At 37.9% G+C, this 25,571-nt stretch carries 23 protein-coding genes; 13 read left to right on the top strand and 10 right to left on the bottom strand.

Annotation, left to right across the window (positions count from 1 at the left end):
- Positions 1 to 3 precede the first annotated feature (3 nt).
- From BFL47_RS11415 to BFL47_RS11380, 8 genes are all read left to right on the top strand, one after another.
- Complete coding sequence (locus tag BFL47_RS11415) at positions 4 to 354, top strand: cytochrome C oxidase subunit IV family protein (protein ID WP_069659926.1); 351 nt, start codon at positions 4 to 6, stop codon at positions 352 to 354.
- The gene (locus BFL47_RS11410) at positions 351 to 1,052 is read left to right on the top strand and encodes an SCO family protein (protein ID WP_069659925.1); all 702 of its coding nucleotides are present in this window, start codon (positions 351 to 353) and stop codon (positions 1,050 to 1,052) included. The genes BFL47_RS11415 and BFL47_RS11410 overlap by 4 nt, the downstream gene beginning before the upstream one ends.
- A gap of 12 nt (positions 1,053 to 1,064) precedes the next feature.
- Positions 1,065 to 1,604: a DUF420 domain-containing protein gene (locus BFL47_RS11405; protein ID WP_069659924.1), complete on the top strand. Its 540-nt coding sequence runs from the start codon at positions 1,065 to 1,067 to the stop codon at positions 1,602 to 1,604.
- A 12-nt stretch (positions 1,605 to 1,616) separates the two neighbouring features.
- Positions 1,617 to 1,889 (top strand): hypothetical protein, encoded by a 273-nt coding sequence (locus BFL47_RS11400; protein ID WP_069659923.1) that lies wholly within the window; start codon positions 1,617 to 1,619, stop codon positions 1,887 to 1,889.
- Positions 1,889 to 2,284, top strand: coding sequence for a DUF983 domain-containing protein (locus BFL47_RS11395; RefSeq protein ID WP_069659922.1), 396 nt, complete (start codon positions 1,889 to 1,891; stop codon positions 2,282 to 2,284). The genes BFL47_RS11400 and BFL47_RS11395 overlap by 1 nt, the downstream gene beginning before the upstream one ends.
- 432 nt (positions 2,285 to 2,716) lie before the next feature.
- The gene (locus tag BFL47_RS11390) at positions 2,717 to 3,379 is read left to right on the top strand and encodes a DUF2461 domain-containing protein (protein WP_069659921.1); all 663 of its coding nucleotides are present in this window, start codon (positions 2,717 to 2,719) and stop codon (positions 3,377 to 3,379) included.
- A gap of 9 nt (positions 3,380 to 3,388) precedes the next feature.
- Positions 3,389 to 4,207, top strand: coding sequence for an OmpA family protein (locus BFL47_RS11385; protein ID WP_069659920.1), 819 nt, complete (start codon positions 3,389 to 3,391; stop codon positions 4,205 to 4,207).
- Positions 4,208 to 4,348: 141 nt separating this feature from the next.
- Positions 4,349 to 4,870 (top strand): flavodoxin domain-containing protein, encoded by a 522-nt coding sequence (locus BFL47_RS11380; RefSeq protein WP_069659919.1) that lies wholly within the window; start codon positions 4,349 to 4,351, stop codon positions 4,868 to 4,870.
- Here the strand turns inward: BFL47_RS11380 and BFL47_RS19295 are convergent.
- Both BFL47_RS19295 and BFL47_RS11375 read right to left on the bottom strand, forming a co-directional pair.
- Positions 4,842 to 5,144 (bottom strand): DUF4286 family protein, encoded by a 303-nt coding sequence (locus BFL47_RS19295; RefSeq protein WP_083257135.1) that lies wholly within the window; start codon positions 5,142 to 5,144, stop codon positions 4,842 to 4,844. The two genes, BFL47_RS11380 and BFL47_RS19295, sit on opposite strands and share 29 nt — an antisense overlap.
- 27 nt (positions 5,145 to 5,171) lie before the next feature.
- The gene (locus BFL47_RS11375) at positions 5,172 to 7,076 is read right to left on the bottom strand and encodes a tetratricopeptide repeat protein (protein ID WP_069659918.1); all 1,905 of its coding nucleotides are present in this window, start codon (positions 7,074 to 7,076) and stop codon (positions 5,172 to 5,174) included.
- Between the two features lie 186 nt (positions 7,077 to 7,262).
- On the opposite strand from BFL47_RS11375, the gene BFL47_RS11370 reads away from it, so the two are divergent.
- From BFL47_RS11370 to BFL47_RS11360, 3 genes are read left to right on the top strand one after another with little or no spacing between them, the layout of a single operon-like run.
- On the top strand, positions 7,263 to 9,137 hold the full coding sequence (locus BFL47_RS11370; protein ID WP_083257139.1) for a S9 family peptidase: 1,875 nt from the start codon (positions 7,263 to 7,265) through the stop codon (positions 9,135 to 9,137).
- Positions 9,138 to 9,143: 6 nt separating this feature from the next.
- A complete protein-coding gene (locus BFL47_RS11365) occupies positions 9,144 to 10,811 on the top strand; it encodes a sensor histidine kinase (protein ID WP_069659917.1) in 1,668 nt (555 codons plus the stop codon).
- A gap of 3 nt (positions 10,812 to 10,814) precedes the next feature.
- On the top strand, positions 10,815 to 11,504 hold the full coding sequence (locus BFL47_RS11360; protein WP_069659916.1) for a response regulator transcription factor: 690 nt from the start codon (positions 10,815 to 10,817) through the stop codon (positions 11,502 to 11,504).
- Between the two features lie 2 nt (positions 11,505 to 11,506).
- Here the strand turns inward: BFL47_RS11360 and BFL47_RS11355 are convergent, their stop codons facing one another.
- The 5 genes from BFL47_RS11355 to BFL47_RS11335 form a co-directional block, all read right to left on the bottom strand.
- A complete protein-coding gene (locus tag BFL47_RS11355) occupies positions 11,507 to 12,403 on the bottom strand; it encodes a UbiA prenyltransferase family protein (protein WP_069659915.1) in 897 nt (298 codons plus the stop codon).
- 27 nt (positions 12,404 to 12,430) lie between these two features.
- Positions 12,431 to 13,684 (bottom strand): metallophosphoesterase, encoded by a 1,254-nt coding sequence (locus BFL47_RS11350; protein WP_069659914.1) that lies wholly within the window; start codon positions 13,682 to 13,684, stop codon positions 12,431 to 12,433.
- Between the two features lie 14 nt (positions 13,685 to 13,698).
- Positions 13,699 to 15,207, bottom strand: a complete 1,509-nt coding sequence (locus BFL47_RS11345) for an AAA family ATPase (RefSeq protein ID WP_069659913.1) — start codon at positions 15,205 to 15,207, stop codon at positions 13,699 to 13,701.
- Between the two features lie 20 nt (positions 15,208 to 15,227).
- Positions 15,228 to 16,328, bottom strand: coding sequence for a vWA domain-containing protein (locus tag BFL47_RS11340; RefSeq protein WP_069659912.1), 1,101 nt, complete (start codon positions 16,326 to 16,328; stop codon positions 15,228 to 15,230).
- A gap of 211 nt (positions 16,329 to 16,539) precedes the next feature.
- Complete coding sequence (locus tag BFL47_RS11335; protein ID WP_069659911.1) at positions 16,540 to 17,865, bottom strand: OmpA family protein; 1,326 nt, start codon at positions 17,863 to 17,865, stop codon at positions 16,540 to 16,542.
- 512 nt (positions 17,866 to 18,377) lie between these two features.
- On the opposite strand from BFL47_RS11335, the gene BFL47_RS11330 reads away from it, so the two are divergent.
- The gene (locus BFL47_RS11330; RefSeq protein WP_083257134.1) at positions 18,378 to 19,553 is read left to right on the top strand and encodes an acyltransferase family protein; all 1,176 of its coding nucleotides are present in this window, start codon (positions 18,378 to 18,380) and stop codon (positions 19,551 to 19,553) included.
- Positions 19,554 to 19,608: 55 nt separating this feature from the next.
- On the opposite strand, the gene BFL47_RS11325 is transcribed toward BFL47_RS11330, so the two are convergent.
- The 3 genes from BFL47_RS11325 to BFL47_RS11315 form a co-directional block, all read right to left on the bottom strand.
- On the bottom strand, positions 19,609 to 22,080 hold the full coding sequence (locus BFL47_RS11325) for a TonB-dependent receptor (RefSeq protein WP_069659910.1): 2,472 nt from the start codon (positions 22,078 to 22,080) through the stop codon (positions 19,609 to 19,611).
- Between the two features lie 275 nt (positions 22,081 to 22,355).
- A complete protein-coding gene (locus BFL47_RS11320; RefSeq protein ID WP_069659909.1) occupies positions 22,356 to 23,291 on the bottom strand; it encodes an NADP-dependent oxidoreductase in 936 nt (311 codons plus the stop codon).
- A gap of 52 nt (positions 23,292 to 23,343) precedes the next feature.
- Entirely contained in the window at positions 23,344 to 23,649 is a 306-nt protein-coding gene (locus BFL47_RS11315; RefSeq protein ID WP_069659908.1) for a hypothetical protein, read from the bottom strand.
- Between the two features lie 302 nt (positions 23,650 to 23,951).
- On the opposite strand from BFL47_RS11315, the gene BFL47_RS11310 reads away from it, so the two are divergent.
- Positions 23,952 to 25,568: a DUF6377 domain-containing protein gene (locus BFL47_RS11310; RefSeq protein ID WP_069659907.1), complete on the top strand. Its 1,617-nt coding sequence runs from the start codon at positions 23,952 to 23,954 to the stop codon at positions 25,566 to 25,568.
- Positions 25,569 to 25,571 lie beyond the last annotated feature (3 nt).

The following is a 25,571-nucleotide window of genomic DNA, read 5'->3' as shown; positions in this document are numbered from 1 at the left end:
AAAATGACAACAGAGCATACAAAAGGTCAGGAACATGCAGATCAGGCAGATCATGCGGGCATGACAAAAAAGAGAATCTGGCAAGTATTTTTTTATTTGTTAGGAATTACAGCTATAGAGTTTTTCATAGCCCTTGTTTTAATGCCAAGGGGATTTAATCACGGCTTGGCTAACTTTACTTATATATCACTTACCTTGCTAAAGGCCTATTATATCATTGGCTATTTTATGCACCTTAAGTTTGAAAAATCGGCAATGATCACCGCAGTAACAGTAGGTCTGATCTTTATTGTTTATTTCATTGTATTGCTTTTAACAGAAGGATCCTATTTGAATCTTCATATGAACCAATGAGGAACACATCTTCATGGAAAAAAATAGTAGTCCTGGTATTCATACTAATGGTACCGGGATTTTTATATTATTTACTGCAGGAAAAAGGTAAAAATCGTTATCGTCCCTTAAGTATTTTTGGTCCAAAGGAACTTAGTGGAACGTTCCATATAAAAAGAGGAAAACAGATTCCTGATACTACCTATCATCAGATCAGGGATTTTAAGCTGAAAGATCAGCAGGGGAAAGAGTTTTCATTCCCTCTGGATAGCGGCAAAATTACCATCTTTAACTTCTTCTTCACCCGCTGTACCAGTTTTTGCAAGCAGATGAATGGCCAAATGGACTTTCTTGCAGATAAATACGACGATAATAGAATGCTTCGCTTCTGCTCTGTTTCTGTGGATCCAGAATACGATAATCCCGAAATTCTAACAAAGTATGCGCAGACCTTTCATACAAATCCAAAGAAATGGTTTTTCCTTACGGGGGATAAAAGTCTGATCTTTAATCTGGCTAAAAAAGATTTTTTAGTAGATGCTTATGCGGATCATTCGGATACCTCTACTATTGTGCATAGTCCTATGCTCATTCTGGTTGATCCACAAAAGAGGATAAGAGGATATTACGATTCAGATAACAAAGAGCAAATGAGTAAGTTAGATGACGAAATTAAGGTGCTCATCGTAGAAGAATTGCGTAAGGTTACCGATCGTTAAATCAATAAAAATATGAATGATAAAATTATATTTCGCTTAATTGCTGCTGTCTCAGTAGTCGTTTTCGCTGTGGTTTGCATTCTTCAGGCTAAGCTCATAACTGTTTTCCCCGAAGGTGCCATTGTCCCTTCATGGGTTTATTTTTTACCCAAACTAAATGCAATCTTAAATGGTACCTGCAGTGTTTTTCTGCTAATTTCCTTATATCAGATCAAAAAAAGAAATATTCAAGCTCATAAAGCGATAAACATTGTTACGTTTATTTTGTCTTCCATGTTCCTGGTCAGCTATATTATATTTCATGCTACAGGAATAAAGACCACTTATGGAGGTGAAGGATTGATCCGGCATATTTATTATTTTATACTGATTACTCATATTATACTTGCCGCAGTAGTTTTGCCGTTAGTATTGTTGAGCTTCCATAGTGGTTTACGTATGAACGTTTTACGCCATAGGAAATTAGTTAGATGGAGCTATCCAATCTGGCTATATGTAACCGTTACGGGTGTTATTGTGTATGTCATGATATCCCCTTATTATACATTTTAACCGTTAAAAAAAATGAAGTTATTACGCTATCTGACTGTATTAATTTGCTTTATGAGCTTGTTTTTGGTAAGTAATAAAAGCTATTCTCAATGCTCAATGTGTGCCGCTACAGCTGATAATTCAACCCAAAATGGCAATACAGAGGGCAACGGATTAAATGATGGAATTTTATACCTTCTTGCTGCTCCTTATTTGGCCGTTGCAGGCATTGGTTTTTTATGGTATAAAAAGTATCGGAAAGATCATAATAATTTGGATCCAAATAACGAAAACTTCAATAGATAATGGTGAAAACAACTACGCCGCAACTATCTGCCATTATAAATTGTAAGTGTCCAAAATGCAGGAGAGGTAATGTCTTTGAAGGCCCTATGTATGGTTTCAAAGCCCAAAAAGTAAATGAGGATTGTCCTCATTGTGGATTCCATTTTGAAGTGGAACCTGGTTATTTTTATGCTGCGATGTATGTCAGCTACGCATTAGTGGTAGCCCAGTTAGTGACTACCGGAATTCTTACTTTTTATTTAAGTAATAAAAGTGAGTCCCCAGTGTTATACCTTGGCGTGATGGCTGCAATTACTCTTGCATTTTCTCCTTTTAATTTCAGATATTCAAGAGTTATACTTCTTCATTGGTTATCACCAAACGTGAAATATAACCCACTGCTGGACAAAGATTAGAATGTAATTTAATCTGAACCAAACAGTTAAAGCTTTTAATGAATAGAGCATATAATATATTTACATAATATAAACGATCCATTTACCGAATGAAAATTAGAAAAGAACATCATTCGAATAGGAGTGGTTTTATCTAAAGTTTATAAGTTATCAGCCCCCTGCTAAATGAAAAAATGAATGGAGCTCTTTCTGGACAGGCTTTGTTCAAAAGGAATTAAGTTATTAATTGATATGCCAATGGGATGCAGAATACTACGTAATTCCATTGAAGGAGATCTTGAACGAAATTAGGAAAAATTGAAAATGCAATCTTTAATTGATTGGGAATATAGGGGAAGCCATTTTGAATTTAATAGATCTAAGTTCATTTATATAAATAATTTAAACTTTACGGAATAAAGATTTCACCCAATTAGCAGGACGGAAATAATCATGATACAGCAATCAACTTTTAATTTTCTTAAATCTGTCGCAGAAAACAATAATAGGGAGTGGTTTAAAGATCATAAACAAGAGCATGATGCCGCAAGAGAAGATGTGTTTCAGTTTGCACAGGATCTTATAAAAGGAGTTTCTGCATTCGACTCCACTGTTCCCAAAGACCTCGATCCTAAAACATGTGTGATGCGGATCTATCGCGATGTCCGGTTTAGCCTCGATAAATTGCCATATAAAACTAATTTCGGCATTGGCATTTCATCGCTTGGTAAAAACTTTCCTGGCCCTGGTTATTATTTGCACATCCAACCTGGAGCCTCTTTTATAGCGGGTGGTAGCTGGTATCCCGAAGCAAACGAGTTAAAAGCTATCCGTCAGGAAATTGATTATAATACTGCTGATTGGCACCATGTTATCGATCAAAAAGATCTTATAAATAGCTTTGGCGAATTGGGACCAGAACATAAGCTGAAAACAAGTCCCAAGGGCTATCCAAAAGACCATCCTGAGATGGAGTATTTAAAACTTAAAAGTTTCATTTTTAGCAAACAGTTAACCGATAAAGAACTGCTTAAACCAAGTTCTCCAAAGGATATTGCTGAACTTGCAGCAAAAATATTTCCCTTTATGGTCTTTTTGCGTAAAGCGATTTCTTAATATTGTAGCATGAACAAATCGCTGTATTTTCTATTAGCTGTTTTTTTATTCAGCTCATGCATGGTTTTATCTCCTAAAAAGTATAAAGCGCTGGTTGCAGAAAGAGATTCATTGAATACGACTTTGAATAGCGCCAATGCCAAGATAGAAAGTCTCGATGATGAAGTTGCCCGGTTAACATCCGAAGTCGCCAATTTAAACAGTCAGATAGATGATCTTAGATCTAAAGTAGGCGGATTAAACTCCAATAATGCCAGTTTAAGGGCATCTTCCGACAAACTATCCGGAGATCTTAAAGCGCGCGAAGCAAGATTGCAGGAGGTAGAGGCCGTTCTTCGCAAAAGAGATGAAGCAACTAATGCACTTAAGGATAAACTTCAAAAAGCACTATTTGGCTTTCAGCAAAGTGGCTTGACAGTAGAAGTACGCAATGGAAAAGTTTATGTTTCGTTAACCGATAAACTTCTTTTTAGTTCTGGTAGTATTATTATTGACGAAAAAGGGAAATTGGCACTATCCGGTTTAGCCACTGTTTTGAAAACTCAACCAGAAATAAATATTTCAGTAGAAGGACATACCGATAACCAAAAGGTGATTAACCTGGGACAGATTAAAGACAATTGGGATCTAAGTGTGTTACGTGCAACTTCTGTAGTACGGTATCTCACAGAGCAGCAAGGGATAGAAAATATGCGAATCACAGCTACAGGAAAAGGGCAATACCAAGCTATAGAGGATGCTAATACCACTGAAGCAAGAAGTAGAAATCGTCGTATAGAAATTGTGCTCTCTCCTAAGTTGGATGAGCTCTATGATCTGATAAAATAAAATTTGCTTCGTATATTTAATAAAAAAAGACCGCTCCCCAAAATGAGCGGTCTTTTTTTATTAAATTTGATAACATTTAAAGTATAAATTCCGTTTACTAATATAATTAATAACCAAAGTCGTAATCCTAAACCCTAAATAATGAAAACTGCTCTCATTTATATTTCACGTCACGGTACTACAGAGATAATTGCTCAGCATATAGCAGCACTTATAGGGAGCAATGTTACTTTATACAATCTGGAAAACGAACCAGATCCAGTAATTACGGATTATGATCAGGTCATTATTGGAGGCTCAATTCACTATGGCTCTATTCAAGATCAGGTAAAAAACTTTTGTAAGCGTAACCTTGCCACTTTATTAGATAAAAAATTAGGGCTTTTTATTTGCTGTATCCTTGATTCAACCGATTCCGGTCAGTTCTCTCGCGCCTTTCCTGCAGTATTAGGAGCCCATAGTGTAGCACAGGGGGTTTTTGAAGGAGACCTGGTATTTAAAAAACTAAATTTTATCGAAAGAATACTCTTCAAGCCATCTGTTGATGGGCAGGATGTAATAAAATTGAATGAGAAAGCAATAGCCAGTTTTATTAAAGACCTGACCGTTTCACATGGATTCCAAAGAAGTATGCCTACTCCACATATTCCATCAAAGTGCTAAATGAGACACAGCGATTACTGAATTTCTCTGTGTGCAGCTCCATTATTTTCGGGGCATGATTAGACACGAACTGGTCATATTGAGCGGCAGACTCCGCAACAAGCTGAATGCAGTAAGTAATGCCTTCATTTGGTGAACTAAGCACCTTTAAAATGCGATGCGATATAAAAAGGGACGTATCAGATATTTTAGGGATGAAAGTCGATTTAATCCAGTTACGCCATTCTAAATCAATATTTTCGTCAATTATTACAGTCAAATTGTATAAAATCATGTAGCGAAGTTACATGCAAGAGCTGAACTATCCAAGTGAATCGCCTCTTAACTTTCTAAATCGTAAGCGGGCTTCGGCTATATACAAGCTTCCCGGGAAATCCATAATGATCTTCTCATAATAATGTTTTGCCTTTTCAGGCTCCTTTAATTTTGACTCATACAGCGTTCCTAACATAAATAAGGCATCATCTGCCCATACATCGTAACTATACTGACTCACAATGGAATCGAGGCAAGATATGGCGGACAAATTATCCTCTTGCTTCAAAAATATCCGTGCTTTCAACATTAATATATCATCAGCAAGCGAATTTTGAGGGTATAAGGTGTTTATGCTATCTAAAATACGAATCGATTGCTCCGGATGATTGCAAAATAAGGAGAAATCAGCTTCAGCATATTTTGCTAACACATTAGTATCCGCTTTACTCATTGTGTTTTCGGTAATCAGAATGCTCAAGTTCAGTGCGTCATTTGCAATTAGTTGACTAGTAGTGCTTTTTAAAGCATCAATTTGAACTTTAGCCCATACAAAGTCACCTCTATAATAAGATAGTTTAGCATTTCTATACTTTGCATCTAGTCCCAGAGGTTTATTCTTAAACTCTTTTTCTACCTGACTATATAACAAAGTTGCATCCCAGACATTAGCGTCAAAAATATAGATATCGCCCAATTCTAATTTTATTTGTCCTTTTTGAGCCGAAGAAAGGTCAGGCAACGCTAAAGCTTTCTCCAATAAGCTACCAGCTTTTATATATTCACGAAGCTGATATGCCCGAAAATCAGCTAACTTCCGCATAGCAAAAAACAGTTCCTGAGGGTTATCCTTTGCTTCATTAAAAAATGCTACATACTCAGCTTCCAATTTATTTACTTCCCCCGAAGGCAATTCTCCTTTTCTGGACTTAACATCCTTCAAGGTATTGTTATCTTTATTGTCGCCAATCAAAAGTAATTCAGCTTTCCCGAATTTATCACCCAGCGAATTACTCAGCAACTCAGTCTTGCAATACAGTATCCGGGCCTTAGAAGGTAAATGATACGAGTTGTCGATACTTTTATTATCTAAGTATTCAAATGCCATTAGAGCCTCTTTAAATGCTTTGTTGAAAAGTAAAGTTTCCCCCAGATTGAAAATTTGCTCTCCATTTGTCTTCCCCTTTTTATCCAGACTGATCAGTTGTTTCAAAGCAGCACTGTAATTACCCTGTTGCAGATACGTCCAGGATAAAAGCTCAGCAAAAGCGATAGACTGCGATTTTTTTGCCAATGCCGCTACCAACGAGTTTTCAAGAAGGGTATAATCCTCAGCGGTGTCGAATACCGTATTGAAATTATTCTGTGCCTGCCTAATAATCAATGGATCAGGAGTTTTGGACAAAATGTTCATATACTCAAGCACCAACATCTGTTTGTTTTTCTGATACCGATAAAGGGAAATTAGGTCAAATCCGAATGCCTGTGGGTCATTTAATGCTTTTCTTCCGTATAAAAATGCCTTTATCGAATAGTCCAATGCATTAGCACGGTAAAACGATCCTGCCAATTCTCTGATGGCAAATTCGTTTTTAGGAATCGTACGCAATAACTCGTTGTAAAGTTCATCGGCTTTTTCTTTAAAGCCCTGCTCCTGCAAAAGTCGCCCATAATCAATCTGATACATCGAAGAACTCTTATCCGACGCTATCATTTTCTTAATCAGTTCTTCAGCAAGCTGATAGCTTTTAGTCTTCAGTAAAACGGATAGATATTGATCATAATACTCCGGATGAATACCGTCAGCGTAAAGTTTCTGATATACGGGCAAAGCCTGTTCAAACGCACCAGCCTGATAGTACTCCATTGCGAGTCGGTCCTCCACTTCCGACTGTGCAAATGCAGGCAGTGACACAAGAAAAAATAGAAAGCGAAGAAGAAAACTTTTCATATCTTAAACACTCAGCGATTTACTAATATAATGCTTAATAAATAAATCTTTCAAGGGGATGAAATTATACACAAAACAGCTGTATTCTAATTGTTACTCAATCCGCTTTTATAAAATGATAATTTAGTACTTTAAATCTGTACTTTACAGAAGCCGTAAGTTGAGCGGTATTGAATGAATATGCGAATGAAGATAAAGATAATATATGGATTAGTGTGGTTGCTTCTTTTTGCATCATGTGCTCAGGATAAAAAAGCACAGCGGATCCCCCTTGAAGATTTTTTTAAAAACCCTAAAAAGACTGCGTTCCAGCTTTCTCCTGATGGCCAATATATTTCCTTCCTTCAACCATATAAAAATCAGATGAATGTATATGTACAAAAACTGGATGGGAGTAAAATTACGCGTATCAGCTCTGAGCTTAATTATAGCATCTCTTACTATGTCTGGGGAAACAATGATGAGATTGTTTACCTGAAAAACAATGATGAAAAAGGTCCCAGTCTTTATGTTGTTAACAAGAAAGGAGAGAAGTTTCGTCCCCTATTTTCAGAGGGGAAACTTCGTTTAAAGTTTATTACCCCCTACCGGATTATAGAAAATCAATTGTTAATTGCCATAAATAAGCGGGATTCCACTTTTTTTGATGCTTACCGGTTAAATATCAGGACGGGCGAACTGAAGCTTGCAGAAAAAAACCCTGGGAACATTAGCCATTGGATTGCTGACGAAGATGGACAAATTAAACTAGCCGTGGCCACTGATGGTGTAAACGAAACATTGCTTTACCGATCTAAAGAAAGGCAGCCCTTCAAACCGGTAGTGACAAATAGTTTTAAAACAAAAATTGCACCCATTGGATTCTCTTCCTCGAACGAAGGGGTTATATATGCATTATCAAATCAGCACCGGGATAAAATGGCATTGGTGGAGATCAATTGTGTCACAGGAAAAGAAGAAAAGCTAATCTATTCCAACGATTCGGTTGATGTATCTGAAGCAGGTTACTCTCCATTGAATCATCGGCTTCTTTATGCAGGTTATGAAACCTGGAAGAAGAAGCGCTTTTATCTCGATGATTCCATACGAAACCTATACCAGCATCTCGAAAAGCTCCTTCCGAATACTGAAGTTCAAATTACAGGAAATGATGGCGCAGAGAAAAAATTTATTGTTAAAACCTTCACCGATAGATCTCCAGGTACTTACTATCTGTACGACTTGGCTAAGGGAAAATTAACAAAACTGAGTGAGATTAACCCATCATTGCCTCAAAATGCGATGTGTGAAATGAAGCCCATCTATTTTAAAACAAAGGATCATCGAACTATAAATGGATATCTGACTTTGCCACTTGGTTTTAAAGCAGAAAATCTCCCCTTGATTGTAATTCCGCATGGAGGTCCAACATCCAGAGCCTCATGGGGATTTAATTCAGAAGTACAGTTCTTTGCCAATAGGGGATATGCTGTCTTTCAACCCAATTACAGGGGTTCCAAAGGTTATGGTAAGAGCTTCTGGATTGCGGGCTTTCAAAAATGGGGAAGTAATATTCAGGACGATATAACTGCCGGAGTAAAATGGCTAATCACCGAAAAAATTGCCGATAAAAATAGAGTTGCGATCTATGGAACCGGTTTTGGAGGTTTCAGCGCCTTACACGGTTTATGCTTTCAGCCCGACTTGTACCGCTGCGGTGCATCTCAATCCGGATTTGTTAACCTGTTTACCTATATTAAAGCTGTTCCGCCTTACTTCAAGCCCATGCTGAGAATGTATTATGAGATGGTAGGGAATCCGGAACAACAAATGGATTACCTGCGGGCTGTTTCCCCGGTGTTTCATACCGACAAAATTGTCGCTCCTTTATTCATTGCACAGGATTTAAAAGATCCCAGGGCCAATATTAACGAAACAAATCAGTTTGTGAAGGAGTTAAAGAATAGAAAGATTCCAATTACTTATTTAATAAGAGAAAACGACCAGTTGAATAATTTGGAAGAACAGATGAACTTCTACCGTCAGCTTGAAGTATTTTTATCTGACAATTTAAACAAATAGCATCATATGCCTAAGGCAAGATTTCAATATCGCCGTAACAGCGCACTAAATGTTATTTTCCTGCTACTCATTACTCTTTCCTTTATTGGGGCCATGTTTCTAGCACATCGCTTAACCGATAAGTATGTTGAAAATGAATTCAACCAACGTAAAATAGATGTTTTAGAAGAAACGCTCAAGCCATACAATGAGTTTTTTCAAAAAAAAGTACCTGAAATTTCCTTTTACCAGGGCTATCTTGATTCCTCTTCCTCACTGAAGTATGCCGATTCGGTTTTTCAGGAATATACTTTTGTGAAAGGTGTTGAATTTTACGATACCGAAATCAGCAATCACCCGATTCAAAAAGCTTTCCGGATTAACCATTTTTCCATGAATCCTAAAGCTGTTTACGACTATAAAAGGAATAAACAAGGGAGCGCGGTGTCTAGCCAACGAAAAAAAACCACTAACACCGCTTCTTCAACCATGGAGGAGTTTAACCACATGGCCGTTAAATTTGCCTTATATATTGAATCCGTAGACTCCGAAAAACCGCTTCAGTCAGCCGATTTTATTAGTATTTTTTACCATGTAACGCATAACCGTATCACCTATATGAATATCCCCAGGGATGAGGACATGCAGACGTTCAAAGCGCTCATGCTGAAAGAACAAGCACTCTCTCCTGTCTTTCAACAAGATATTGTGTCTTTTATTCTCGATCCGGAGAAGCTTATTATTAAAAATACCAATAAGGAACTCTATCAATATATACATATCACGCCCATTGTTTATGAGTCGCTGATTACGGATCCTGATATCCTGAGTACTGATCTCCCATTAACAGGAGCTTTCGCTGATTATAAACTCCATTTTAGCTCATCCCGAAGTCATCTTAACAAAGAGATAAACCATCGATTGATCCCTGTTGCTTTTGCCATTGTTCTCATATTTAGCGTATTGCTTTTTATCGCCTATCTCATATACAGCAATCTGAATGTGAACCGGAAAATGTTCAGTCTGCAGTACAATTTCATTAACAATCTTACTCATGAGTTTAAAACACCTGTAAGCGTCATCAAAATAGCAGGTAATAACATTAAAAGTGCAAAAGAACTATCTGACAGGGAACGGTTCCACTATGGGAAAATATTAGATGAGGAAGCAGACAAACTTAATGATCTGATGAATAAGCTGCTGTCTTTCACCCAAATAGAAAACCACTCTATCACTATTAAAAAAGAGAAAATAGATCTTCTAGTCTTCATCCAGAACATGGTTGACGCCTATCAGATCAAGTATCCTGATTTCAAAATCACACATTCAACCGGGTCGGTCACTAGTTTTAAAACGGACCCTGTACTGCTATCGAGTATTTTTCAGAACCTGATGGACAATGCCTATAAATATTCTTTACCTCAAAAAAAAGTTCTTAACATAAAAGTTTACCTCGAAAAAGGAAATATTGTGTTTAAATTTATAGATCAGGGTATAGGTATTGCAAAGGCCGAATCGGAGAATGTATTTAAAAAATTCTATCGAATACAGAGTCAGTATAATCAGCAGGGGAGTGTAGGTTTAGGTCTTGCTTTTTGCAAAGAACTGGTTAATTTTATGAGTGGCAGTATTGCCCTTAAAAGTAAACAAGGAGAAGGTTCCGAGTTTACTGTTGTTTTACCATTTGAACTATAAATTATGACAAAGGAAATAAAAGTTGCAGTAATTGAAGATGATGAAAACCTACGCTTTTTAGTTGCACACCGACTAAAAGGGGAAGGGTATACTGTAGTTGAATGCGCCAATGGTGAAGACGCTGAAGCCTTGATCATGGCTGAACATCCCGATATTGTCTTATTAGATTGGATGCTCCCTGGTAAACAAGGACCTGAAATTTGTAAAATAGTGCGCGATAGAGGTTTCGAAAAGTTCATTATCATGATGACTGCCAAAGCACAGGACGTAGATAAAATAGATGCCTACCATTTTGGTGTTTCCGATTATGTAACCAAACCGTTTAATATGGATGTTTTGGTTGCCCTTATTGAAAATAAGGTAAAGTTTATTGTCCATGCTGGAAATTCAGATGTAAATCGCTTTGGCGACATGGAACATACGCCTAATACCCATTCCCTGGTAAAGAATGGAAAGAAAGTAGAGTTAACTATATTAGAAAACAGGATCCTTTTATACTTCCTTCAGAATATCAATAAGGTGATCAAGCGTGAGGAACTGATGATGGTGGTATGGGGATACAATTCTGATGTCAACACCCGGACACTGGATATGCATATTGTCAGATTGCGTAAAAAGATTGAAGACAATCCGGACACGCCTCATTACATGCAAACGGTACGTGGAATAGGTTATCGGTTTGTAGCTGAATAGTTTTAAATAAGGCTGAAAAGGACCAGGAGTACAAACTGTAAGATCATCGTACCATCCAGGTAACCGAAATAATAGTATTCATCCTTGTTGAAGTCGGATTTTAATATCAGCCATCCGGCTAAAGTAGTGGTTAGTGTGAGGGCCCAGAAGTCTGCATTAAAATGATGCGTGAACAATAAGAGCAGGCCAATGTTGGTCAGGAGCAGAAATTGGCAAAACAGGTAGGCCTTTTTCTCTCCAAGCATGACCGGAATGGTCTTCAGATTGAAACTTTTGTCCTGAAACAGGTCGCGGATATCAAAAGGAATCGTAATCGCAGCAATAAAAAGAAAACGTTTGCCCACCAGTAAGATCGTGGAGGCCAAAGAAATATGAACAGCTTGGTTTGCCGAGCTTTCCACTATAGGAAGCAGTACACTGCTGAATGACCAGATCATAGCAATAAGAAAAAGCTTCAAACCCGGAATATTCCTCAGGCCGAATTTGTGCTCATTTAAAGTAAAAAGTGGCAGGTTATACGCGATCGATACCACCCCTAAAAATGCAAGTAAAACTAGGGAAGGCATGGAAAGAAACAGGATAAGCGGCATAATGGCGACTACTACGATTATCGTCATCGTTACCGTTAGCCTATAATGGCTAAAAATCCATCTCACTCGTTTGAAGGAAGACTTAAGAGGATGTTTAGGCTTCGACAGCAGCATGCTGAAATTATACAAAGCGAGCGTAGAGCAGAACAAGAGTGCCAAAACATACTGATCAGGCTTAACCTTGAGTAGGTGATAGGTGACCAAGCCCTGTGCAACAGCACAAAGCGCAATAAAAATATTGCTGAAAAGAATAAAATCCAGAATTGATCTAAGGGTATTACTTAACGATGGGGATTGCCTATCGGCCATGTAATAAGGATTAAACAGGGTGAAACACTATGCTCTCTTTAATTCAAATATTGTAATTTCAGGTAAGACTCCAACACGTCCCGGATAGCCTAAAAAGCCATATCCCACATTTACATATAATTGTTGTTGCTTTTCTTTATAGAGTCCGGCCCATTCCTTATAAATATACTCAATCGGGCTCCATTGATACTCTTTCGTGCGCACTCCAAATTGCATTCCATGGGTATGTCCGCTAAACATCACATCAATATCAGGATGATTCAATACCTGTGCACGCCAATGCGATGGATCATGCGACATGAGTAATTTTACAGGTGCATCATCTGTATTTTGGATAGCCAAATCGAGCTTACCATATTTCATAAACCGGCCAGCACCCCAGTTTTCCACGCCCAGAATAGCAATTTCTTCACCATCTACGCGGAGTCTCCTGTTTTCGTTCAATAGCAGATCATAACCCATTAACTGATGGATCTTTTTTACATCGGCCAGGTTCTTCGCTTTAGCAGGCGAGGCCTCTCTTCCAAAATGATAATCGCCATAGTCATGGTTTCCCAACACAGAGAATACACCTAACGGTGCTTTAACCTTTGAAAAAATATCCTGATAGTCCTTCATTTCTGTTGCCATATCATTCACCAGGTCACCGGTGAAAAATATAAAGTCAGGCTTTTCGGCCAGCAATATATCTACCCCTCTGGCAACCGCCTTTTTATTATAGAAACTTCCGGAGTGAATATCTGAAATCTGTCCCAGTTTAATTCCTTCAAATGCCTTCGGCAGATTCGGTAGAATTAAAGTTTGCCTCTTCACCTGATAATCATATCCACCCTTGGCAATGCCCCAGGTAAGGGATGCAAGAGGCACTGCAGCCACTACAATTCCAGCTTTAACCAGAAACTCCGAGCGGGTAATAGGCGCTGAAACAGTATTAACCTTTAACTCAGGATCTTTTGCAGGACTAACTTTTCTAATGACCCAGGTAATCCCTCTGCGGATATCATCCACAAAAAGGAAGAGAATAAAAAATAGTTTAGTCACAAACGTTAAAAAGAACGCCACCAGAATGACCGCCCTTAACGAGAGAAAAAGATTTAAAAATATAGCAGAAAAAACGCCGAGGATCAACAATATGGAGTAGCCCCACCAGATAAAGCTAAATAGAGTTACCCTTCGGGCAGACGTTTCTTTGCTAATAGACTTAACGGCATTAAAAATGTAAAAATCAATTATAAGTAGTAGAAGACTAATTATAAGTAACGGAATAATACGATCGGACATGTTGAATTAAAATATTAATAGCGGTTATCCTCATTCAAATCGTCCTCTTCATCTTCAAAACCAGTGTTGAATAAGCTGCCTAACATATCTTTAAACGCATAACCGTTATCCAAAGCGGACTTACTCACCTGAGAAAACTCTGATAAACCATGTAACAAGAATTCCATCAAAAGTAACTGTTGATTCTTACTTAGAGTAGGATGAAACTTCTTTATTACATTTTTTAATTCAGGAACGCCATTTAAAACCGCTTTATATTCGTCCAAAACATAACCGTCCAAAATATCAATCGTATTTCCACCATCAAACCAGTTAATGATAGGCGCATAAGGATTAGCCTTTTTAGAACGTTTTTGTTTCTCTGGATCAGGAAAATAGTTGATCATCAGTGCTTTGATGGCTTTCCCTAACAAAATACTGGCCACTTTGCCTGAACCTTCTTGTTCACCTTCGTATACCAGCTCAATTTTTCCTGTAATTGCAGGAATCACACCCGCAAAATCAGACATCCGCACAAATGTGCTTGACTCCCCATTAATGAGCATCCTACGTTCCGCTGTGCTGATTAAGTTTTCATACGCTGAGATAGTCAGTCGTGCAGAAACCCCCGATTTTTGGTCTACATATTCCGAATTACGAGCCTCAAAAGCAATCTGCTCAATCAAATCTTTTACCAGGCCATCGGCCTCAATCTTTTCACGTTGTTCCGGTGAAATAGAAGCCTCTTGTTGGGTAATCTTCCTGGAGATTTCAATGCTCCTCGGGTAATGTGTCAGGATCTGACTCTCAATCCGGTCCTTCAAAGGCGTCACAATCGATCCTCGGTTGGTATAATCCTCCGGATTAGCGGTAAACACAAATTGTACATCCAGTGGCAAACGAAGTTTAAAACCACGGATCTGAATATCTCTTTCCTGTAAAATGTTAAACAGCGCCACCTGAATCCTTGCCTGAAGATCGGGCAGCTCATTGATTACAAAAATACTACGGTGTGCACGGGGTATTAACCCGAAATGGATCACCCGTTCATCCGAATAGGTCAGCTTTAAAGTAGCCGCTTTAATCGGATCCACGTCACCAATTAAATCCGAAACCGTTACATCAGGAGTAGCAAGCTTCTCGGTATAGCGGTCCGAACGATGAAGCCATGCAATCGGCGTATCATCACCTAATTCCGTTAGTTTCTGATGTCCAACCCAGGAGATCGGTGTAAAAGGATCATCAAAAAGCTCAGATCCTTCAATATAAGGCACATACTCATCAAGCAGGTTCACCATTAAACGTGCTATCCTGGTTTTCGCCTGTCCGCGTAAACCCAGTAAAAGTATGTTATGCTGCGAAAGAATGGCCGTTTGCAAGTCTGGGATTACCGTATCTTCATACCCGATTATGCCTTCAAATCCAGCATCTTTATTTTTGAGCTGAAGGATCAAATTTTCCCGCAATTCCTGTTTTAATGACCGTGATGTATAACCGGAGGCCTTTAATTCTCCGAAAGTTTTGATATTTAACAAATTCTCCATAAGTGTGCAAGACGTCAATCCTATCGGTACGTCTTTCTTCTGTTTTTTATGTAATCTTCAAAAATATATTCCCCTAATCCTTTAAGAGAACTGTAGAATGCTTTTCCGCCATTAACCTCAGTAAACTGACGTACAAATTGTTGCAGATATGGATCGCGCGCAATCATAAACGTCGTAATCGGAATATGCAGACGCTTACATTGGGCCGCCATATTGAGCGTTTTGTTGATCACTTTGCGGTCAAGCCCAATACTGTTTTTATAATAACGGTTCCCCTCTTTTAGACACGTAGGTTTCCCATCCGTGATCATAAAGATCTGTTTATTTGTTGTTTTTCTCCTTCTCAGGATATCTGTAGCCAACTCCAACCCCGCATAGGTATTCGTATGATAAGGACCAACCTGTAAATAGGGTAGGTCTTTGACCGTAATCGGCCAGGCATCATTCCCAAAAACTACAATATCAAGCGTATCCTTAGGGTACTTGGTACTAATGAGTTCAGCCAAAGCCATGGCTACCTTTTTAGCAGGTGTAATCCGATCCTCGCCATATAAAATCATCGAATGCGAAATGTCGATCATCAGCACTGTAGAAGTAAGCGTCCTGTAATCCATTTCCTCTACCTCCAAATCGCGCTCAGTCATCGTAAAATCCCCAATACCATGATTTAACTGTGCATTATGAATGGAGGCAGTCATGTCAATCTGATCCAGGCTGTCGCCAAACTCAAACTCACGACGGTCCGCATTTTTCTCCTCACCCTGTCCGGATAAATTTGAATTATGACTTCCCTTACCTGACTTTTTAAGTTTGCCAAAGATTTCTTCCAGAGCGGACCTCCGAATGGTTTGTTCGGTTTTAGCCGTAATTTTAAAGCCATCCTTTTTGTCACCATCCTGATCAATGAAGCCTTTATCTTTCAATTCGTCAATAAAATCACCCATTCCATAGTCATTGTTGGTGAAATGGTGCTGTTTATCCAGCTCATTCATCCAGGCCAATGCCTCATTTGGATCACCCGCCGTGAAATTCAGCAGTTGAGTGAAGATATTCATTAAGCCATCAAACCCACCTTCCTGAACTTTTTCAGGTATAAATTTAGAAAAAGAGTATCCCCGCATATCGCCGTTGCTTAAATGGTAAACATAAAATCTAAATTAAAAGTTTGACACGATTAAGATGTTTATGTTTTGTAAAAATGTAGGAATCTTGCTTTATTTAATTGTTTCAACCTATTTATCAAGTTTTTGAAATTACCTGACCTTTATATTTGCCAACAAAAAAGGCGTTCTCAAAGAGAACGCCTTAAAAAACTGTTTAAATAGGTCTTATCTAGTATAAGGTAAACTCTACACGACGATTCTTTTGTCTACCAGCTTCAGTATCATTAGAAGCAATTGGTTGATCTTCACCATATCCGGTTGCTTCAACACGAGATGCATTTGCGCCCCTGCTTACCAGAAATTGTCTTACTGATTCAGCTCTGGCCTTTGATAACTTGGTATTACTTGCAGAACTGCCTACATTATCCGTATGGCCGGAAAGTTTAAGACTGAAGTTTTTATTGATCAATAAACTTGCAACACGAGTTAAACTTGCGAAAGAAGTCTCGCGAATTGTAGTCTTTCCAAAGTCAAACTCCAGATTTTTAATCGCATCAGCAACTACCTTTTTGTCTTCCTCAGTGATGTAAACTTTCACATCAGGTTTACGTTCCGCGAGGGGACAGCCTGAGCCATCCACTACTGTCTTTTCAGGAGTACCCGGACATTTGTCGAAAAGGTCAGCCACACCATCTTTATCTTCATCCGCCATAGCTTTATTAAAACGTTCCTCTAAGCGCATGTTTTTATCTTTTTCAGCATCCAGTTGTTGTACCAGGTCATCATAACGACCAACGTAGTCGTTTTCCAAATCAGCAACCACATTATGGGCAGCTAACTGAGGTTTCGAGCTATTTCCCAAAGCAAATTCCAAACCAGCATGGCCGTAAGAATATTTATCATTGGTTCCCCTTGTATAACCGTCAATATTGTCGGAATTAACAAAAGTTACGGTATAACCTAAATCAAGATTTACACCTTTGGTCAGGTTGAATTTTACACCTGCACCAACAGGAATGATCACCTCTCCAATATTATGGATTTCAGTAGTTGCACCAGCAGTATTGGTAGTAGAAGGTTTATATTCTGCCAAACCAGCACCTAGAGTAGCATAAGGTTGTACGAAGTTCTGACGCTTTCTGAAGTTTATATTCGCCAATGTGAAATTGCCACTTAAGCTGGCAGCCCAATGCAGATCTGTCGAGAAAGATGCGATGGGACCAGCCTCATCATGATTGATCAGATTGCTTCTATTTGCAGAAAGTTTGCCACGGAAATAATCAGCCTGTAAGCCAAATGCAGGGAGAATTTGTTTTTTGATGTATCCTCCGTAACCCAGTTCGGTTTTTCTGCCGGCATAGTCGTCATTGCCAAAGAAAGATCCAAGGTACATGGCACCACCATTAACTCCGATTGACCACGTCCGGAAAGCGTTAGGTTCAAAAGGTTTTACATAATCAGATGATCCTGCGGAGGGAGTCTGAGCCAGCAAGCTGCCGGATACTAACAGAGCGGATAAGAAAGTGCTTGTTTTTAATAAGTTAAAGTGTTTCATTATTAGTTATTTAATTTTTTGCAGGTTTTAGACCTGATTACATGGTTAGAAACATGTGAATTTGTGTAAAGTTTTTATAGAGTTAATTGTTTGTTTAGAGTGTCAATCAATGAGGTGGTTATAGTTTAAAGAATAGTGAGAAACTGAACAGATAGGTATGATGCTGTGACTTTTGTACTAATGATAGTGTAATGCTACTGGCTTAAGTCCAACATAAGTCCATGTTTTGCCATTAAAACATGGACTTATGTTGGACTTAAGCCAGATTTAATTTGGATTTATTGATAGCAGGGTTAGTCTTTTGACAATTTACAGCAATCCAAGAAGACAAGCGATTCTCGATTTGATCTCAGGAAGTGTAATGATAAAATTATAGCAGTGTGCAAAAGTTTAACTAACACAGAAAATTGCACGTGAACAGAAACGACATAAACTGCTAACAGAGGCATACATTTAAAATTTCTATATGGATTATAATTTTACTTTAGTAATTTGTGCGTTTCGAAAAGTATATGAACCAACCTAAGCCATCTCCAAGCAGTACTGCTACTATAACTAAAAATTCAACTTTTCTGGAATCGAAAAGTCACTATGAAATTCTGGATGGCTTACGTGGTGTAGCTGCTCTTGTTGTGGTTGCTTTTCACTGTTTTGAGGCTTATGCTGACGGTAACCGCTTTAACCAGATTCTTAATCACGGTTATTTGGCCGTCGACTTCTTTTTCCTTTTGTCCGGTTTCGTGGTAGCTTACGCTTATGATGATCGCTGGGGTAAAATGAGCCAGTGGGATTTTTACAAGCGTCGTCTTATTCGCTTGCAGCCAATGGTTATTATGGGATCCATAATTGGTGCGATACTTTTCTATTTTCAAGGTGGTGAAATGTTTGGGATTATTAATCAAACGCCTGTTTGGAAGATGCTGCTTGTCATGGTGGTCGGTTTTACATTAATTCCAATACTTCCTTCAATGGATATTCGGGGTTGGCAGGAAATGCATCCATTAAATGGCCCTGCATGGTCGTTGTTTTTTGAATACATTGCGAATATCCTTTATGCGTTGTTTATCCGGAAATTCTCTAAAAAGGCACTTGCTGTGTTTGTTTTTTTATCAGCCTGTTTGTTGATTCATTATACCGTAATGGGCCCAAAGGGCGACGTTATTGGGGGTTGGAGTGTGGATACAACCCAGCTCAATATTGGATTTACCCGTTTGCTTTATCCCTTTTTTGCAGGTGTACTGCTTTCTAGAATAGGCAAGTTAATTCATATTAAAAATGCTTTTTGGATATGCAGTCTTCTGATTGTTACTATTCTTTGCTTTCCAAGAATCGGGGATGAAAATCATTTGTGGATGAATGGATTGTATGAGTCATTTTGTATCATCATTCTTTTTCCGGTCATTGTTTCAATGGGTGCTGGGGGGAGTATAAAAAACAGATATTCAAGCAATTTATGTAAGTTTTTTGGCGACATCTCTTACCCGCTTTATATTACTCATTATCCGTTGATTTATCTGTATACTGCTTGGGTAGTAGACAATAAAGTTCCGGTGAGTTATGGTATTCCAATGGGGCTGCTATTGATTATTGTTAGCATTGCTGTTGCTTATGGCTGTCTTAAGCTTTATGATGAGCCTGTGCGTGAATGGCTGAAGAAGCGGTTTTTGATTAGAACTGTAAAGGCTTAGAATTGGGATTTTATGCAAATGCAGATCCCACTCTTATTAAGAGTGGGATCTGTGGTTAAAAGTTATATGTAAAGTTAGCTGAGAACGTTCTAGCTGCCTGAGGACTGATGGTAGACCATCCTTTGTAATAATCCTTATTCGTGATGTTATCTAACTTTAAAGCAATTCTAAAACTACTCGCTTCATAGAAAGTAGAGGCATTGATTAGCGTATACTTGGGTAATGTGAAAGTTCCTCCAATTGTTCTGTTAAATATTTCATTTTCACTTGCATAATTACCTCCAAAGCCTATGCCTATGCCATTTAAATTGCCTTTTAGGAATTTATAACTAGCCCATAAATTAACTAAGTTCTTCGGACCGGCACTTTCTGGTCTTTTGCCTTCAAAGTCGGTGTCTCCTTCTGTAAGTTTACTATCGTTGTAACTGTAGCCGGCAATTAGGTTTAATCCACTAAGCGGACTGGCTATAACGCTACCTTCAAATCCTTTGCTTAATTGTTTGCCTCCCTGGGAGTACACATCCTGAGCGACATTAAGCACTATATCGGAAACTTTAATGTTGTAGTAGCTGAACGAAGCGTAAAGCTTGTCATTCAATAAATTAAGTTTGGTACCAAATTCATATTGATTGGCTTGCTCTGGGTCAAAGTTTAATACAGTGTTAGTAGTTCTGATAATGGCTGGCGCGACATTTTTGAATCCGTTCATGTAATTACCAAAAATGGATACTTTATCTAAAATTGGTTGAAAGACTAAACCGAATTTGGGTGATAAAGCGGTTTGGGTAAAATCATTATTATCAAAGCGGTCAATTCTTAAACTTACCATTGCAGAAAGCTGTGGAAAAAGTGTAACTACATTAGAAATATAGGCACTGTATGTTTCTTGCTTGGATTTGCTGTATTGGGCTCCAGGGATGTCAAGAGCAGCAATACCTGCGTCTGCTCCAGCTTGCGTTAGGATACCTGTATCGTCAGTGGTTTTACTTGCATCTAATGTATTGTTATTTGATGGAGTTTTAAAATATGCATGTAGTATTGGAGCTATGGCTTGAAACTGAGCTAATTTATTTCCTAAATAAACAAATCCTTGATTCCCGTAACCGGTACCATTTGAAGTCACATTTTGATTAAAGTAATCAAAACCAATTAATACTTTGTTTTTCACTTTGCCGAAGTTGAAGTTACCTACGAAGTTTTGCTGTATATCAGAACCTGTGGTCTCAGAACTTTGTTTACTGGTGTATCGACCCAAAATGATACCGTCGGTGAGCGTTGTTTTTGCGAGAAATTCAGCTAAACTTGTTCCTTCATATAAATAGGAATAATAGCCGTCTGATTTTGCTGAAGTACTTGAAAATACAGTTTGTGATGTCCATTTATCACTTATCGTATAATGCATTTGGCCTTGAAGGCTAAATGTTGGCGTTTCCATGTGTAAATCATTTCCTGTATACGAACGCTTTCTATCGTATCCTAACTCTTCTATATTATGAACACGTAATGGAGATCCTCTATCTACAAAAAGCATAGGCTGATTGGTGCTTTTACCTTGATAAAATTCAGTGTTCACAAAAAATGAAAGTTTATCATTTACCTCATAAGATAAAGAAGGCGCTACAAAAAGGGATTTTTTGAAGCCTGCGTCCTGAAAACTGCCTTGTGTGTGATATGCTGTATTTAAACGGAAAGCAATATTCTTTTCTGTGCTCAGCATGGTATTCACATCTGCAGCAATCCTGTTTAAACCGTATGATGCAGTTGTATAAGAGATGTTTCCGCCAAAACCATTGTAGGGACGTTTAGTATTTACGTTGATTAATCCACCGTAAGAGATTAAGCTACTACCATACAGCGTTCCCGATGGGCCTTTTATTACTTCAATGCTTTCAATATTAGCAATGTCGGGAGATCCATTTGTTAAAGCAGGTAGGCCATTGACCATAGTGGGTTGAACAGGAAATCCTCTTATTGAGAAATAGCCTGCGCCATCGCTTCCTCTTCCTGTAGATTCCCATAATTTATCTATTCCGGGTGCATTTTTTAATGCATCATCAAAATTAGTTACGATTTGCTCCTTTAATAAGAGGTTAGAAATGGAGTTATAAACCTGTGGGTTTTCAATGTCTTTCAAAGGCATTTTTGAAACTGTTATGCTTTGCTCCCTGTTGAATTTGTTAAGTTTTAAGTCATTTATAATTACTTCATCTAAATTAGAACCAGCTTGCTGTAGAATGATTGGGGGGATAGTAGTGGTTGAATTTGCAGATACTTTGATACTGATTGATTTAGATGCAAAGCCAAGATGGGAAACGCTTAACGTATAGTTTCCTCTCTGAATGGAAGAGATGTGAAAGATGCCATCTATATTTGTGCTTGCTCCTGCATTATGATTGACTATTTTGATACTCACGTCTTGAATGGCCTCTTTGTTTTTATTGATCACCTTACCTTCTATATCACCGGTTTGGGCCAGTGCTGCAATACTTAGTATGGTTAGACTGAATAACGTAATTGCTTTATGCATATTTAGATTAATTATAAATAGACTGCAAAAGTATAAGGAAATTTGAATATTCCAAATTATTAAGAATGATTATGGATAATTTACTAAAATGGAAATATATTGGTGTTTTATTAAGAAATGCGCAGAAGAGTTTAAGTTAGAGGAAGTGATTAACTGAGATGTGTTGACATATTTATAGCAGCTTGATGTTTATGAAAACTTCGAGTATATTGTTTTTGAAGGAACTAGGGGTTGCTATAAGCTGTTAGAGATCATAGATGGGAATTGCTATTTTTTTATATCCGCACCACTATTTTCCCTTTGGTATCATGAGATTCTATGGCCTTATGAGCTTGTATAATATCTTCTAAAGGAAACACGCTATCTATTTCAACTTTTAACTTATGATGTTCCAACAGGTCTGCGATTAACTGCAACTGATCTCTGTTCAGGTACATCATAGGCCAGATTAATTTAACCCTATGTTTGATGGCAAGTGCTAAAGCTTTTGGGTCATCCTTAGTAGAAGAGGGAAGGCAAACAATGGTGCCGCCTGGTTTAACGCAAGCGATTGAACGGTATAGCACATCACCCCCTATAGCGTCGAGTACAGCATCAAGAGGGGGAACTTTATCTTCAAATCTTTCATTTTTATAATCGATCACCTCATCAATACCTAGTTGTTTTAAGAATTCTGTATTTTTTGCTGAGGCTGTTCCATATACATAAGCGCCATTTATTTTGGCGAATTGCACTGCAAGGTGTCCTACACCTCCGGCAGCAGCCTGAATAAGCACTTTTTGGTTAGGTTTCAATTTCAAATGGTCGTTAATGGCCTGGTAAGCTGTTAATGATGCTAAGGGAGCAGCAGCAGCTTCTTCAAAACTCATCTCTTTGGGTTTTTTAACAACGGAATCCGGGTCAGCCAAAGTAAATTCCGCATATGTTTTACCAGCGTTATTACATCCAAATACGGACTCGCCTGGTTTGAAATACGTTATGTTTTTGCCTACAGAATCTATAATTCCACTTACATCTTTTCCTAAAATAGCAGGTAAGTGAAGGTTTTTAGAGCTGATATGATTTCCTGATCTGATCTTGGTATCTACAGGATTAATTCCTGCTGCCATCACTTTAATAACTACCTGGTCGTCATTTGCGATGGGTTTATCCATTTCTGCCAGGTGTAACTCTTCTGCGGGTCCGAATTGGGTGATGATGACTGCTTTCATTTCTTACATTTTAAAAAACGTTAATCATTAAGAAAGAGTAAATATTGCAAATTTACTTCATTGCAATTTTTTTTACATCAATTAAATCAGGGCCATTTTCCACAGGGTATCCTTCTACTTTGCTTCCTGTTATGCGGACTTCTTTACCCACGTAATCGTCTAATTTTACAATATCGGTTTTTAATGCATATGTTTTGCTCTCTGTTTTCAGAAGATGCGTTCCATACTGAAATGTCGATATGCCCATTTTCTCTACCGTTCCTTTAAGTAGGAGAACGTTATTTTCTGCAGATGGTTTAATGGTTTTACACCCGATGATTGTGGAGACTAAAATCAATAAGAGAATTGTTTTCTTCATAGTATTGAAACGTAGAAATGTGGTTTTATGCTACAACAGACGATGATCGTATTGGTTTAATAAAGATCTTCTGTATCTATGGATCTTAAATTCTTACCTTACTAAATCTAGATCAATCGATTTTATCCTTAGGCTGAAGAGCCGAAAAAAGGATTCCCACTCAATAGTGAGTTTATGTAGAAGTAATAAATTATTATTGTTGATAAATCTCCTGCTTTGCATAGATTTATGCCTGATTCAATGCAGGCCATTTTTGAATCAAACTAACTACCGGAAGAACAGATCCCAGACCATCAACACTAATGAGGAAGTTTATATTGTCTTTTATTCTTTTATTTTGCACACTTTCCGTTTTTCCAATTACGGACACGTTATTTAATGAGCTCGAACGGGTATTGTCAAAAAAAGATGTTTATACGCAGCAAAAATTAGAAAGAATAGAAAGGCTTAAGAGTTATGTAAAGAAGTCGGATGGTCATTCATTAAGGACCTATAACCAATACGTAAAGATTTTTGAAGAGTACAAAACGCTTAATTTTGATTCCGCATTAACTTATGCAGGTAAAATAAAACAGGAAGCTGAATCATTAAAAGACCCTGCTAAGATTAGCCATTCCAAAATTAATATTGCCTTTATTTTACTATCATCCGGAATGTTCAAGGAGACTCATGAGGAATTTAAGAATATCGAGATAAAAAATTTAAGCTATGCGGATAAAGTAGAGCTATTATCGTTAAAGGCCCGTTATTATTATGACTTATGCGATTTTGTGAAAAATGACACCTACTGTTCGGCGTATATATCTTTAGGGAATGAACTTGCTGATTCAGCCATGGTTTTAGCTCCACGTGGATCATATCGCTATTATTTCATTTCAGGATTAAAAAATCTGCGGACAGGTAATCTTGATGATGCTTTACGGGATTATTTACAAATAGTCGATCGACCTACGCTTACACAGCATCAGTATGCGATAATTGCAAGTACATTGAGCTACATATATCTGCGTAAGCAGCGAAACAATCAAGCGATGCAATTTTTAATAAAGGCCGCTATTGCAGATGTGAAATCCTCTACAAAAGAGAATGTGGCGATGTTTAAGCTTGCCGATACTTTATTCGAGACTGGGGATAATGAAAAGGCATATAAGTATATCAGGATGGCCATGGCCGATGCGGAATATTATGGTGCCCGCCACCGGCAGTTTGAGGTAGGAACTCTTTTGCCGATTATTGAAGGAAAGCAGCTCATGATGGTTGAAAAGCAAAAGAATGTCATCATTACTTATGCCGCAATCGTGACTCTTTTGATTGTAATTATCGCAGGTTTTATTGTGGTGACCATAAAACAAAATAAAAAACTGCAGTTGGCTCAAGTTATCATCTCTGAAGCAAATGATACACTTCAAAAAACTAATCTGGAGTTAACTGAGGTTAATAAAGCCATAAGGGAGGCAAATAGGATTAAAGATGAGTATATCGGGTATTATTTCAATATCAACTCTGATTATATTGATAAAATTGAACGATTCAAGAAATCCGTTTCTCAAAGATTAACGCTTGGAAGGTATGATGAGATTAAACAAATTATCAACAAGATAGACTTGAAGAAAGAACGGGAAGATTTATCCGTCAGCTTTGACCGTGTATTCATAAAGCTATTTCCCTATTTTCTAAAAGAATTTAATGGCCTTTTTGATGAAAAGGATCGGATCATATTACCTGATGGGCAGCTATTAAATACGGAATTACGAATATTTGCTTTGATTCGGTTAGGAATTCACGACAATGACCGGATTGCGAAAGTCATGAATTTTTCTGTCAATACTATTTATGCGTATAAAACCCGGATTAAGAACAAGTCATTTATCTCTAATGATGAATTTGAAGATAAAATAATGGCAATTAAAGCGGATTAACTC

The organism is Arcticibacter eurypsychrophilus (assembly GCF_001730525.1).
Classification (GTDB): Bacteria; Bacteroidota; Bacteroidia; order Sphingobacteriales; family Sphingobacteriaceae; genus Arcticibacter; species Arcticibacter eurypsychrophilus.
The sequence above is the reverse complement of the archived record's forward strand: the minus strand, read 5'-3'. Positions and strand labels throughout refer to the sequence as shown.